Here is a 13,836-nt window from a genome sequence, read left to right as displayed (position 1 = left end):
TTAAAATTGCTTTTGTTTGCGTAATAATTGCCCAAGGGTGAGGTTAAATTCTGATTTACCACCAAATACTGTTCCGACTTTACCTTTGTACAAGTGAACATAATCAAGTTTGTAAGCTTCCTCTGATAAAGGAACATAGCCCACAGAATTAGCTGTTTTTGCGGCGTTTTTAATGTAGAAATCGGCAAAGTTATAAACCACAGTTTTATTTTTACTAGACCAAAGATTGACATATATAAATAAAGGTCGAGAAAGTGGTTGATATTTAGCTTTTTCTACTGTTTCTGGTGATGGTAAAATAGCACCTTTGCCACTATTAACTGCTACGACTTTTAACTTATCTCTGTTTTCTGCGTAGTAAGCATAACCAAAGTACCCTAAAGCTTCGGGATCTTTACTGATACCTGCCACTAAAACTTCATCATCTTCAGTAGCTATGTAATCTTTGCGACTGGATCTGGCTTTACCAACAATTGCTTCGGTAAAATAGTCAAAAGTCCCAGACTTATCACCAGCGCCGTATAATTTGATTGGACGGTCTGGCCAAGAAGCGCGTATTTGATTCCATTTTGTAATTTTTCCTTCAGCACTGGGTTTCCAGATTTTTTTTAATTCAGCTATTGTGATATCATTTGCCCAGGTGTTCTGGAGGTTAACAGCGATAGTTAAGGCATCAAAAGCTATGGGTAATTCCATATAGCTTATGCCATTTTTTTTACAATCTGCCATCTCCGACTGGTTAATTGGCCGCGAAGCATTATTGATGTCTATTTGGCCTTGACAAAATTTTTCAAAACCACCGCTAGTACCGGAAATACTGACTTTGACTTGATTATTATTTTTGTGGTCGGCTTGATATGCTTTGACTACAGCCTGGGTAATGGGGTATACGGTACTAGAACCATCTACTTTTATGAGTGTGTCATTGGTAGAGTTAGTAACTTTTGTCGCCTCAGTTGGTTTCTGAATATTATCGGCAAAATTTGAAGCAGTTTTACAACTGGTTGTTAATACTAATATTCCGAGGGTTAGGACTAATTTTTTTGCTTTTTTATTCACTGATTTCACCTGTATAATTAGTGGGCAGACTATTGTTCCTATGTAAATCTTGATATGTCAATACTTACTCTACCATCAGATATAAAAATTAACAAGAAAAATTGATGTATTGTTAAAGAAAAGTAGCACTAGTTACCCATACTCACAAAAAATTAAGTATGAGGAGTGGGTAATACAGGTTAAGTCCGGTATAACTATAGCAATACTACCCCAATCGTGAGAAAATACGCAGACAAAAATCCTTGTTTTATAAGCATTTGAGCCTTGTTGAACTCTCACGTATCATTTAGGATTGCTATATATTTTTTTTCTGAGTCTAACTTTAATCAGCAATTCATCTTTAATTCGGTTTAAAATCGAAGTCTCATCTAAAGTTGAGAGGATTTGACCAACTACTGCTTTTGGTCCATCTGGTCCCCAATTTGCACCATTTGCTAAATAAGCTTTAGTGACTTGTCCAATAAGTAATCAGACAAAATTAATTACATAGTTTTCTCCAAATTCTCTGAGGATTTTTTAGTTTAATTTTTGTTAAGTAATTAGAAAATTGTATCCAGACCATTTATAGTCGTAAGTATGAAACAAACAGTAAACACATAGACATCTTTTCTAGCAATTTAATAAATCTAGCACTTGCAGGCAGAATAAATAACGACTGTAGTCCCTGTTTGTAAGGCATAAAGAGTATAGAATAAAGGTAAAAATTCTGTTAGATTAAGATGATAAAGTATAAGCTTTATGTGTAAAATGTAAATGATCGTATTAGAGCTTACGTGATGTTTGACAATTTTACAATAGAAAAAAATCCGCTGGATAGTTCTTCTCTATTCCGTAACGCTAAAGATAGTGCAGTAATTGATGCCAATGAGTTGACTGATTTACGGACTATTGTTAGTAATGCAACTCTCTTTACCATGCAAGATTATGCTCGGGTTCTCTCGGACTATGTGGTTAATGGGAATGCTGTAAATCAGTGGTGGACAGGAGGAGGAACTACCCGGACTAGTTTAGGTAATCTGTATACGGGTAGCAGTGTATCCAAATGGAGAAACTTGTGGGTAAATGGTTCTTAGGAACTGACCGCTCTAATCTACGGACTGAGGGGATATTGCTAATCAGGGCAGTGGCTCTTATACTGGTACTAAGACTTATGGAGCGGTGAGTGGGTCTTTATTCTAGAATGGTATTGGTGCTGTATATCATATACTCAAATATCTATTCTCATTGGCGGATTTTATTAAATAATTTGCTGTACAGATGAATACTTTATCTGTACCGATTTTGTTCTGATAAGTAGGTTAGTGTTAAAAATTGTTGTTACAGCAAGATTGGCACGAATTCCTGTTAAATGAATACAGTCCATAATCTCTCGTCAATGCAGCTTACTTTTAATAATCTTAATCAAATTTGGTCCTATGTATTCACCGAAACCCTCAAACGCTTGGGTTTAAATTGTGCTGTCATTTGTCCTGGTTCTCGTTCTACACCCTTAACTGTGGCTTTTGTCCAACAAATACCCGTTATTGAAGTTATTCCCATTTTAGATGAACGTTCAGCGGCTTTTTTTGCTTTGGGACAAGCAAAAGCAACGGGAAAACCTGTGGTATTAGTTTGTACTTCTGGAACTGCGGGAGCAAATTTTTATCCAGCGGTAATTGAAGCTAGGGAAAGTCGCGTACCTTTATTAATATTAACCACCGACAGACCAGCAGAATTGCGAAATTGTCATTCTGGCCAAACTATTGACCAAGTAAAATTATACGGTAATTATCCCAATTGGCAAACGGAATTAGCTACACCCTCCCTAGATATGGGAATGTTAAGTTATCTCAGACAAACGGTAATTCACGCTTGGGAATGTTGTCAATTTCCCAATTCTGGCGCAGTACATCTAAATATACCCTTTCGTGACCCTCTCGCGCCCATTCCCGATGGTACAGATTTTACTTTAGATGTGGAAGATTTTTTTGGGGGTATAGTTTCCACCCCGTTACCAATTACCAATTACCAATTACCAATTACCAATTACCAAAAAGGCATTATTATTGCTGGTGTAGCTCAAGGACAAAACCCTGATCAGTATTGTAGAGCGATCGCTAATCTTTGTCAAACTCTTCAATGGCCTGTTTTAGCTGAAGGACTTTCTCCTGTCAGAAATTATGCAAATTTAAATCCCTATTTAATTTCTACCTATGATCTTATTCTCAGAAATCAGCAACTTGCCAAAGAATTAACCCCAGAAATAGTAATTCAAATTGGAGAAATGCCCACAAGTAAAGAATTACGTAATTGGTTAATTATTACTAATCCTCAACGTTGGCTTATTGATAAATGTGATCAAAATTTAGATCCAATACATGGAAAAACTACACATTTAAGAATATCAATAACAGAACTTGAAAATTTAAAATTTAAAAATTTAGAAGAAAATAAATATTTACAAAAATGGTGTAAAGTCGAAAAACAAGTTAGAACAAATATTGATGATTATTTTACAAATCTAAATGAATTAATTGAGAGTAAAGTCCCTTGGTTAATTTCCCAAATTCTGCCACCAGAAACACCAATTTTTATTGCTAATAGTATGCCAGTAAGAGATGTAGAATTTTTCTGGAAACCCAATAATTTAAGAATTAAACCTTATTTTAATCGGGGTGCAAATGGTATTGATGGTACACTTTCTACTGCTTTAGGAATAGCACATCATCAGCAAAGTAGTGTAATGTTAACAGGAGATTTATCTTTATTACATGATACCAATGGATTTTTAATCAGTAATAAATTTAGCGGACATCTGACAATTATCCTTATTAATAATAATGGGGGAGGAATTTTTGAAATGTTACCTATTTCTCAATTTAATCCACCTTTTGAAGAGTTTTTTGCTACTCCCCAAAATATTGATTTTTCCCAATTATGCGCTACTTATAATGTAGAATATCATTTAATTAGTGCTTGGGAAGAATTGCAAAATTATTTAAAGCAATTACCAAAAACAGGAATTAGGGTTTTGGAGGTAAGGACAAATAGAAAAAGAGATGTAATCTGGAGAAAGGAAAATTTAGTAAAGTTTGCTAACTATGATTTTTAAATGTCAAAATTTAACAAGATATTATGGAAGTTAAAATGAATAATCAAACGCAGATAAACGCAGATAAACGCAGATGCACAAGTGCTAATTTAATAGATTTCGTGATTCTGGGCTGCTTTACATGAAAATTGGTATAAACTAAAAATTCTTGTAGATCAAAATTTGTTAACTAAAATCAAGTTATTATGTCTAAGGTTCTTGTCTCCGATCCAATTGATCAGGTAGGGATTGATATTCTTTCTCAAGTGGCCACGGTTGATGTCAAAACTAGCTTGAAGCCAGAGGAACTCAAAGCTATCATTGGTGAATATGACGCGCTAATGATACGTTCAGGAACTCGCGTTACTCAGGAAATTATAGAAGCTGGCACAAAATTAAAAATTATTGGCCGTGCCGGTGTGGGGGTGGATAATGTTGATGTTGCCACAGCTACTCGCAAAGGAATAGTTGTTGTTAATTCCCCAGAGGGTAATACTATCGCTGCTGCTGAACACGCTTTAGCCATGATGTTATCCTTATCTCGTCATATTCCCGATGCTAACGCTTCTATAAAACGTGGTGAATGGGATAGGAAAAGTTATGTTGGTTCGGAAGTATACAAAAAAACCCTCGGCGTTATTGGTTTAGGAAAAATTGGTTCTCATGTTGCTAGTGTCGCTAAAGCTATGGGAATGAAACTCCTAGCTTATGACCCATTTATCTCTACAGAAAGGGCTGAACAACTAGGTTGTCAATTGGTGGAGTTAAATTTATTATTCCAGCAAGCTGATTATATCACTTTGCACATTCCCAAAACTGCGGAAACTGCCAATTTAATCAACGCTAAAACTTTGGCCTTAATGAAACCCACTACCAGGATTATTAACTGCGCCCGTGGTGGTATTATTGATGAAGCGGCTTTAGCTGTAGCAATAAGAGATGGTGTAATTGCTGGGGCTGCGTTAGATGTATTTGATTCCGAACCATTGGGCGACTCCGAATTGCGATCGCTGGAAAAAGGTATAATTCTCACACCTCACCTCGGTGCTTCTACCGCTGAGGCTCAGGTTAACGTAGCCATAGACGTGGCTGAACAAATTCGAGATGTGTTATTAGGACTACCTGCCCGTTCCGCTGTGAATATTCCTGGACTAGGACCTGATATCCTAGAAGAACTCAAGCCCTACATGGAATTAGCGGAAACCTTGGGGAATTTAGTTGGTCAACTCACCGGCGGTAGAGTCGAAACACTTAATGTTACACTACAAGGAGACCTGGCAACTAATAAAAGTCAACCTTTAGTGATAGCTGCCCTAAAAGGACTACTTTATCAAGCTCTGCGGGAACGAGTGAATTATGTCAACGCCACTATAGAAGCTAAAGAACGCGGTATTCGAGTTATTGAAACACGGGACGCTTCTGCACGGGATTATGCTGGTTCATTACATCTGGAGGCCACAGGGACTTTAGGTACACACTCTGTTACAGGGGCTTTGTTGGGTGACAGGGAAATTCACTTAACAGATGTTGACGGTTTTCCCATTAACGTTCCCCCCAACAAATATATGCTATTTACCCTTCACCGCGATATGCCGGGTATTATTGGTAAACTTGGTTCTCTACTCGGCAGTTTTAATGTTAATATTGCTAGTATGCAGGTAGGTCGGAAAATCGTTCGTGGTGATGCTGTTATGGCTTTGAGCATTGATGATCCTTTGCCCGATGGAATTTTAACGGAAATTAAAAAAGTAGATGGCATTCGGGACGCTTATACCGTCACACTTTAGTTCTAGACTGTGATTTTTGTGATTGATTTGATGAAAATCGTTAAGTGTCTTTAACTAAAGGTCAATAACTCAGGACTAAAGCCACTGAGCTTGTAGGAGAGTTGAATCATAACACTCTTGTGGTGCGGGCATCTTGCCCGCTAGATATGTACCTCATAACACCGGGAATTGCTGTATCTTGTTAATAATATTGCTTCGGGTAAAACATCTTAACTGTCTTGAGCAAGGAGACTAAACAGGTTTGCTAGTTCCTGGGATTATATCCATTTAAAAACTAGCTTAATTCTCACGGTGGTTAAAATCACTTCTGTTGCTTCTCTTTTAAAGACTAAAACTGCTGATTTTTTCACTTAACGGATATCGTGATCAATGATCTTTGATAATCATCACAATCATAGTTTAATTTAATATTTAATATAAATACAAATTATCCTGATCATAAAAAATCATAATTTGTTTTGAATCTGTTACCAATCTAAAATCTAAAACTATATGACAAACACTTGGTGGGAACTCAATATTTTATCTGAACCAGACTTAGAAGATACTATATTTTGGCGGTTAGAAAAATTTGGCTGTCGTGGTACATCAGTAGAAATCAAGGGTAATGTTTCCTTAGTCAAAGCTTATTTACCGAGCTTTAAAGTAGACTTACTAGATTTATCTGCCTTATCCCTATGGCTACGTCAAGATGCCCTCTGTGTAGGACTCCCCGCACCAACCCTAAATTGGGGTTTAATCAACGAAGAAGACTGGTCTAGTAGCTGGAAACAACACTGGAAACCTGAAGAAATAGGCGATCGCTTTCTGATTAATCCCGCTTGGTTACCTCTACCCCAATCCTCTGATCGGTTAGTAATTCGTCTTGATCCAGGTGTAGCCTTTGGTACGGGTAATCATGCCACGACTCAACTATGTTTAGAATCCCTAGAAATGCGCTTTGCTGAAGTTCCCCAATCTTTCACGGTTACGAAAGAAAAAGGAGAACCGTTAATCATTGCTGATATTGGTTGTGGTTCCGGTATTCTAGGCATTGGAGCTATATTACTAGGTGCTGGTAAAGTCTATGCTGTTGATAACGACCCTTTAGCTGTCAGATCCACTTTTAGTAATCGAAACCTGAATGATATTCGTCCAGATTCTTTAGTTCCTCTTGAAGGTAGTGTAGACATGATAAAGAAAATAATTAGTCAACCAGTGGATGGTATTGTTTGCAATATTTTAGCTGATGTAATTATTGAACTAATGCCAGAAATGACCGCCATTACTAAATCTAGCAGTTGGGGTATATTTAGTGGTATTTTATTAGAACAATCCAAAGGTGTTATTGATGCTTTAGAACAGAATGGTTGGATTGTTGCTACTCTTTGGAAAAGAAAAGAATGGTGTTGTTTAAATGTCCGTCGTCGTTAAGAGGGTGTTTGAAAAGTTTTGAGGGGTAAGATTTTCTGCTAATCGTCTCACGATGGACCAGATCATGGCAAGGTAAATAAAAGTCTCTGATATTTCCGGTAATAACTCATAATCTCTGACCAATTGACGACACTCCATCAGCCCGCCGAAAGTGCATTCTAAGACGAAGACAAACCCCTTAGTTTGCTCTGGTCGCAGCACCCCTGCACAATCCAAAAACAAATGTCTATGACCCAGCTCATCAAGGCTGGACTATTAAACCCACCATCAGTCCAGTCGTCAAGCGAGAAACCTGTTAGGTTAGAGAAATCCGTCATGTCAAGATAGGAGATTGTGCCTCAGCAATAATTACTCCTGAATAACTTGTAAAATTTAAACAGCCAAAAATTCCTCCATGCTCATGAACGAACAACCCCAAACCAAAAAAGACAATTTACGAGAAAACACTAATGTGGAAATAAGTCAAGAAACAAAACCAGAAAAAGTTTTATGTCCCCATTGTCAACGCACCGCCACAAATGGTATTAAATGTAAAGGTATTTGTGTGGCTGACAATAACTATTAAATTCTAAATAAACAAATTGAGAAAAACTAAATAATATGGTTAAAATAGTTTCTCGTACTTATGTAGGTCAAGCCAATGTTTATGATATTGGTGTAGAAAATGATCATAATTTTGTGATTAAAAATGGTTTTATCGCTTCCAATTGTTTCAATAAATCTCACTCCACTGCTTACGCTTATGTCACCTATCAAACATCATATTTAAAAGCAAATTATCCATTGGAATATATGTCCGCACTGTTAACTGCTAACAGTGGTGATACTGACAAAATACGGAAATATCTTGATAATTGCTCTAATATGGGTATTGTTATTGATCCACCTGATGTTAATCGCTCTGGTTTAGATTTTACACCCATAGATGACAAAATTTTATTCGGATTTTCAGCGGTGCGAAATGTGGGACAAAATGCGATCGCTTCTATTTTAGAAGCAAGAGAAGAATCAGGAGAATTAATCCCATTTAAATCACTCGCGGATTTTTGCAGTCGTGTTGATTTACGTACTATGAACCGACGCACTTTAGAATCATTAATTAACTGCGGTGCTTTTGATAAAATTCAACCTAATCGCAACCAATTAATTCATGATTCCGAATTAGTTTATGAGTGGGCTCAATCCCGTGCTAGAGATAAAGCTAGTGGACAGGGAAACATCTTTGATCTATTAGGAGGTGGATTTGCAGGTAATAATAATCAATCTCAAAATCATGGTTTTGAATCTGCACCAAAAGCTCCTCCAGTGAATGATTTACCACCTCAAGAAAAACTCCGCATGGAAAAAGAATTATTAGGATTTTACCTTTCAGATCATCCTCTTAAATCTATTAGACAATCATCCTCAGTCCTTGCACCCATCAACCTCGCACAATTGGGAGAACAAAAAGATGATTCTATTCTTTGTGCAGTGATAATGTTAAATAATGTCAAAAAAGTTGTCACCAAAAAAGGTGACTCTATGGCAATTTTGCAAGTTGAAGATCTATCTACTACCTCGGAAGTTGTTGTTTTTCCAAAAACCTATGAACGCATTAGTCACCTACTTCAAATTGATGCTAGATTGATTATTTGGGGTAAAGTAGATCGTCGTGATGATCAAACTCAATTTATCCTAGAAGATGCTGAAACTGTAGAAACAGTAAAAATGATTTTAGTGGAACTAAGTCCACAACAAGCAGGGACCATTGAAGAACAACATCGTCTAAATACAATTCTCAAAGCACAAGCAGGAGATAAAGATAAATCAAGAATACCTGTGATTGGTATTGTTCAATCTGGAAATTACCGGGAAATTGTCCGCTTTGGAAGACAGTTTTGGGTACAAGATTCGACAACAACAGTCCAAGCATTACAAAATGGCAAATTTCACGCTAAGATCAAACAACTAACCAGCAGTTAACCTATTATATATTACCTAGGTAGACCCGCAGTTTCTTTGTTAGAGATTATAGTATGAGTTACTATAGTTCTGTTCTTCAGATTCATTTATTAATGAATTTAAATTCTCTGTGACTGGGCGCGTTAATCTAATTCATTAGAATTCCGATTTTCCCTTTTGCTAACGCAATTATTATGAATCTATAATTAAGAACAAACTACATTTAAGTAATATCAGGAATATCAGGGAATATATCTGGGATAATTTGCAAAACCGAGAGGATGACCAACAAAATCCCCACAATACTTTAAAATAGCAGAAAATCCTAATTAATGTCCGATTTTCATCAGCTACATACAGCAATAAATAATTGTCCTCATCTAAATTATTTGCAAAATTAGATGATTTATTTGTAGATTTAAGAGTTATTATTTTTAGCAAAGATAAAATTAAAAACTTTCATAAACCGAATTAATGTAGTGTATTATCCCCAAACTTGTATTTCCGCTCCTAGCTGTCCTATTCATTTAATTGGCAAAACAGGACAAGCTATAGAGATTTCTATTCATACTCCCAGTCCATATATCTGTGCCAATTGCGAACAGATCTTACCAGATTGGAAACAGCAGCAGTTTTTGTGGGTGGTGATTATCTTGCAGCAATCACAATATCCTCTAGAAGAAATGACCACCGAAACTGAAAAAGAAAAAGAAAAACTACGGGAAAAATTTATGCGTTTTGGTTGCGATGTAGCATTTAATTTGCGCGATCGCGGATATTTAACAGACCTGATAGATCCCCGTACAGGTTATCCATTATTATCTCATTCCGGGTTAGTTCCCCATGATGATACAGCCGTAGCCCAGGCATTACTTAAGTATCCCGCAATTGAAAATAAATGCCATGTTCTTGTGCACCCTCAATGGGGAACTGCTGTTTATCCCAGTGTCATGCTTTCGGAAGCACCTCCAGAGATAATTGAGTTGGTAACAAAAGCGATCGCACCCATGCACGGATGGATAGAGGTATAAAAAAGACAAAGAAAAATATATTGACAATAACAACGGACAACTGACAACTAACAACTGACAACTAACAACTGACAAATTGCTGAATTTGCCAAAATAAATGTGTAGGCTAGAATTGCGAAGCTTTTAGTTAGCAACAAATCAGAGGAAAGAAGTATGAATAGTAACAATTGGTTGCAACAACTAATGATGTTGGGTATTGGCACAACTTCTTTAGTTGCAGACAAACTCAAAGAAGTGAGTGATGAACTGGTAAAAGATGGTAAACTCAATCCTGAGCAAGCTAAGGCAGTCATGGATGATCTTGTAAATCAGTTGCAGTCAGAACAAGGCAATTGGGACGAGCAAATGCAGCGACAAATGCGAAACATGATGCAGGATTTGGGAGTAGCCCGTCAGTCAGAAGTAGACGAATTACGGGGGAGAATAGACCGTTTAGAGCGTCAAGTTCGGGATTTAGAAAATAAACTGTGGCGCTAAAAGGTCATTTCTGATTTAAACTAATTTGTGTTCCATCAGGAATCTGATCACCAGTAATTAAAACAGAGAGAGTTGATTTTGAAAGGAATTTTTCTCAGCGTGGTGTTAATGCTGGTATGTGTTGGCGTTTTAGTATTTACTCAAATTAGCGGTCAAAAAAATACTGCAATAAGTAATCAATCGCCCCAAACACAACCAACCACCACTGTCACTCAAGAAAACAATACGCCAATAAAGAGCAATACTATGTCTGAAGCAAATGCTGTTACTACCTCCTCTGGATTAAAATATGTTGAAATAATAGAGGGAACAGGTGCAACTCCCCAAGCTGGACAAACCGTTGAAGTTCACTACATCGGGACATTACAAGATGGGACTAAATTTGATAGTTCACGCGATCGCAATACACCCTTCACATTTAAAATTGCTACAGGACAAGTAATTAAAGGTTGGGACGAAGGAGTAATCACCATGAAAGTAGGTGGCCGTCGTCAACTAATTATTCCCTCAGAACTAGGTTATGGTGCCCGTGGTGCTGGTGGGGTTATTCCTCCAAATGCTACTTTAATTTTTGACGTAGAACTGTTAGGCGTTAAATAGTAATTGGGAATTGGGGATGAGGTGATTGGGAAAATTAGTTAGCACAAGGTGCAGCCCCAGCGCCCTGATTTATCAAGTTAAAATTTACATATTTAGTATCATGAAAAAGCTGTACTTTTTAGTCCCAGGAACAGATGGTAAATTTGCTTGTGGTGGTCTTTGGGCAGAGTTGAAAACAGTTGCTTTAGCGCAACAGATTTGTGATACTCAAGTAGTTACTTATCGTCAACGGGAAGCAGATAAATTATTTTTAGATGATTTATTAAAAGAAAAAAAATCAGATTTAGATAATATTATCTTTGTGATTAGTTGGGGATTTGATATTGGCAAACTAGCATCTAAATTGCAAAAATATCATCTAATTTATCATGCTCACAGTGCAGGTTATAAGATTAATTTACCTGCTAATATTCCTATAATTACAGTTAGCAAAAATACCTTAGGTTATTGGGGACAAAAATCACCACATTCTCCAATTTATTACCTACCAAATCAAATTAGCGAAGAATTTACTAATTTACATCAAAATCGAGATATTGATGTTTTAGTGCAAACGCGGAAGTCTTCAGAGTATTTAATTAAATCCTTAATTCCAGCATTAGCAAAAAAGTGTAAAGTGTTGGTTATTGATAGTTATGTAGAAAATTTACCAGCTTTATTTAACCGTGCTAAAGTTTACCTTTATGATTCAGCAGAATACTGGAAATTACAAGGAGTCAGCGAAGGATTTGGTTTACAACCAATGGAAGCATTAGCTTGTGGTTGTCAAGTTTTTTCTAGTGTTAATGGGGGATTATCAGATTATTTAGATCCAGGATTTAATTGTCATAAAATCGCTGGTTATGCTTTAGAATATGATGTGGAAAGAATTTTGAAAGTTCTAGAGTCTTCTCCCATACTGACCTTATCAGAAAATGTCCTAATAGAGTATAGAACCGAGAATATTATTCACCGATTAGGATTAATTTTAGCAGAAATAAATGATTTCTTTGATCATCAAAATCATTACTCAACTAAAATTCCCGATTTTACAAAAATCCGGTTAGCAAAATTGTTAATACAAAGAATCTTTGCTAAAATTAAAAATAAATATTTACATTTTAATTAGGATATCTCATGAATAGACGATTATTAGTGACAGGGGGTGCTGGGTTTATTGGTGCGAATTTCGTCCACCATTGGTGTCAAGCTTATCCCAATGATAGATTAGTAGTATTAGATGCTCTTACCTATGCTGGAAATCGCCATAATTTAGCCTCAGTTGAAACCAGAGAGAATTTCCGATTTGTGCAAGGGGATATATGCGATCGCTCTTTAGTTGATAAAATACTTTTAGAAGAAAATATAGATACTATAGCCCATTTTGCTGCCGAATCTCACGTTGATCGTTCAATCACTGAACCCGCTGCATTTGTGCAAACTAATGTAGTGGGAACTTTTACACTTTTAGAAGCTTTTCGTCAACATTGGAACACAAAAACACAACCTAGTAATTATTTATTTCTTCATGTTTCTACAGATGAAGTTTATGGTAGTCTCACCCCAAATGAACCAGCATTTTCAGAAACTACAGCTTATAGTCCTAATAGTCCCTATTCAGCCTCAAAAGCCGGAAGTGATCATTTAGTTCGAGCTTATTATCATACTTACAAATTACCGACAATTATCACTAATTGCTCCAATAATTATGGTGCTTTTCAATTTCCAGAAAAGCTAATTCCACTGATATGTATTAACATTTTAACAGGTAAAGAATTACCTATTTATGGTGATGGGAAAAATGTCAGAGATTGGCTATATGTAATTGATCACTGTCGGGCTTTAGATGTAGTAATACATCAAGGAAAACCAGGAGAAAATTATAATATTGGTGGTAATAACGAAGTTGAAAATATTAGTTTGGTAAAAAATTTATGTGAAATCATGAATGAATTAGTCCCAGATTTACCAATATATCCAGCAGAAAAATTAATTACTTTTGTCAAGGATAGACCTGGACATGATCGAAGATATGCTATTAATGCCAATAAGTTAAAAACAGAACTTGCTTGGACACCATCCGTAACAATTACTGAAGGGTTACGTTTAACTGTAGAATGGTATCTCCATAATCATGATTGGTGGAAACCTTTGCTTGCTATAAGAAATTCCTAATTACAGTGTTTTCCGCACTGATGAGGTACAAAATTAAATCATGAAACTCTATGTGGTGCGGGCATCTTGCCCGCCAAGTATTTACCTCATAACAACGGGAAGTGCTGTATAAATTTAATACCTTAATGAGTACAAAATTAAATCATGAAACTCTATGTGGTGCGGGCATCTTGCCCGCCAAGTATTTACCTCATAACAACGGGAAGTGCTGTATAAATTTAATACCTTGATATTGATAAATTGATAAATTACTACCTAATCCTCCCATTTATCCAAGAACCTATGAGCTTGTACTAGACCACGG

At 36.4% G+C, this 13,836-nt stretch carries 12 protein-coding genes and 1 pseudogene; 11 read left to right on the top strand and 2 right to left on the bottom strand.

All coding sequences use genetic code 11. From position 1 onward, the window contains the following. Both H6G44_RS10180 and H6G44_RS20280 read right to left on the bottom strand, forming a co-directional pair. Complete coding sequence (locus H6G44_RS10180; protein ID WP_190386482.1) at positions 1 to 1,059, bottom strand: PstS family phosphate ABC transporter substrate-binding protein; 1,059 nt, start codon at positions 1,057 to 1,059, stop codon at positions 1 to 3. Positions 1,060 to 1,341: 282 nt separating this feature from the next. Continuing rightward, positions 1,342 to 1,521 (bottom strand): annotated as a pseudogene (locus tag H6G44_RS20280) (GTP-binding protein); the annotation flags it as partial. Between the two features lie 314 nt (positions 1,522 to 1,835). Between H6G44_RS20280 and H6G44_RS10175 the strand changes: the two are divergent. From H6G44_RS10175 to rfbB, 11 genes are all read left to right on the top strand, one after another. Further along, entirely contained in the window at positions 1,836 to 2,132 is a 297-nt protein-coding gene (locus tag H6G44_RS10175) for a hypothetical protein (protein WP_190386483.1), read from the top strand. A gap of 302 nt (positions 2,133 to 2,434) precedes the next feature. After that, a complete protein-coding gene (gene menD / locus H6G44_RS10170; protein ID WP_190386484.1) occupies positions 2,435 to 4,150 on the top strand; it encodes a 2-succinyl-5-enolpyruvyl-6-hydroxy-3-cyclohexene-1-carboxylic-acid synthase in 1,716 nt (571 codons plus the stop codon). Between the two features lie 185 nt (positions 4,151 to 4,335). Then, positions 4,336 to 5,916, top strand: a complete 1,581-nt coding sequence (gene serA / locus H6G44_RS10165; RefSeq protein ID WP_190386485.1) for a phosphoglycerate dehydrogenase — start codon at positions 4,336 to 4,338, stop codon at positions 5,914 to 5,916. Between the two features lie 492 nt (positions 5,917 to 6,408). Then, a complete protein-coding gene (prmA, locus tag H6G44_RS10160) occupies positions 6,409 to 7,329 on the top strand; it encodes a 50S ribosomal protein L11 methyltransferase (protein ID WP_190386486.1) in 921 nt (306 codons plus the stop codon). A gap of 400 nt (positions 7,330 to 7,729) precedes the next feature. After that, positions 7,730 to 7,894, top strand: a complete 165-nt coding sequence (locus H6G44_RS10150; RefSeq protein WP_190386487.1) for a hypothetical protein — start codon at positions 7,730 to 7,732, stop codon at positions 7,892 to 7,894. Between the two features lie 35 nt (positions 7,895 to 7,929). Beyond that, positions 7,930 to 9,291 carry a helix-hairpin-helix domain-containing protein gene (locus tag H6G44_RS10145; RefSeq protein WP_190386488.1) on the top strand — a complete coding sequence of 454 codons (1,362 nt, stop codon included), beginning with the start codon at positions 7,930 to 7,932 and terminating at the stop codon, positions 9,289 to 9,291. 458 nt (positions 9,292 to 9,749) lie between these two features. Further along, positions 9,750 to 10,301: a methylmalonic aciduria and homocystinuria type D protein gene (locus H6G44_RS10140; protein WP_190386489.1), complete on the top strand. Its 552-nt coding sequence runs from the start codon at positions 9,750 to 9,752 to the stop codon at positions 10,299 to 10,301. 153 nt (positions 10,302 to 10,454) lie between these two features. Beyond that, complete coding sequence (locus H6G44_RS10135) at positions 10,455 to 10,778, top strand: phasin family protein (RefSeq protein ID WP_190386490.1); 324 nt, start codon at positions 10,455 to 10,457, stop codon at positions 10,776 to 10,778. A gap of 78 nt (positions 10,779 to 10,856) precedes the next feature. Then, entirely contained in the window at positions 10,857 to 11,378 is a 522-nt protein-coding gene (locus tag H6G44_RS10130) for an FKBP-type peptidyl-prolyl cis-trans isomerase (protein WP_242031710.1), read from the top strand. Positions 11,379 to 11,478: 100 nt separating this feature from the next. Beyond that, complete coding sequence (locus H6G44_RS10125; protein WP_190386491.1) at positions 11,479 to 12,486, top strand: glycosyltransferase; 1,008 nt, start codon at positions 11,479 to 11,481, stop codon at positions 12,484 to 12,486. An 8-nt stretch (positions 12,487 to 12,494) separates the two neighbouring features. After that, entirely contained in the window at positions 12,495 to 13,532 is a 1,038-nt protein-coding gene (rfbB, locus tag H6G44_RS10120; RefSeq protein ID WP_190484312.1) for a dTDP-glucose 4,6-dehydratase, read from the top strand. The last annotated feature ends 304 nt before the right edge of the window (positions 13,533 to 13,836 follow it).

The sequence above is a fragment of the Aphanizomenon flos-aquae FACHB-1287 genome, assembly GCF_014698755.1.
In the GTDB taxonomy this organism is placed as follows: Bacteria; Cyanobacteriota; Cyanobacteriia; order Cyanobacteriales; family Nostocaceae; genus Dolichospermum; species Dolichospermum flosaquae.
The sequence above is the reverse complement of the archived record's forward strand: the minus strand, read 5'-3'. Positions and strand labels throughout refer to the sequence as shown.

Coding starts and splice junctions, on each gene's coding strand:
- prmA (WP_190386486.1), top strand. CDS start 6,409: ATGACAAACACTTGGTGGGAACTCAATATTTTATCTGAACCAGACTTA.
- rfbB (WP_190484312.1), top strand. CDS start 12,495: ATGAATAGACGATTATTAGTGACAGGGGGTGCTGGGTTTATTGGTGCG.
- H6G44_RS10135 (WP_190386490.1), top strand. CDS start 10,455: ATGAATAGTAACAATTGGTTGCAACAACTAATGATGTTGGGTATTGGC.
- H6G44_RS10150 (WP_190386487.1), top strand. CDS start 7,730: ATGAACGAACAACCCCAAACCAAAAAAGACAATTTACGAGAAAACACT.
- serA (WP_190386485.1), top strand. CDS start 4,336: ATGTCTAAGGTTCTTGTCTCCGATCCAATTGATCAGGTAGGGATTGAT.
- H6G44_RS10145 (WP_190386488.1), top strand. CDS start 7,930: ATGGTTAAAATAGTTTCTCGTACTTATGTAGGTCAAGCCAATGTTTAT.
- H6G44_RS10175 (WP_190386483.1), top strand. CDS start 1,836: ATGTTTGACAATTTTACAATAGAAAAAAATCCGCTGGATAGTTCTTCT.
- H6G44_RS10125 (WP_190386491.1), top strand. CDS start 11,479: ATGAAAAAGCTGTACTTTTTAGTCCCAGGAACAGATGGTAAATTTGCT.
- menD (WP_190386484.1), top strand. CDS start 2,435: ATGCAGCTTACTTTTAATAATCTTAATCAAATTTGGTCCTATGTATTC.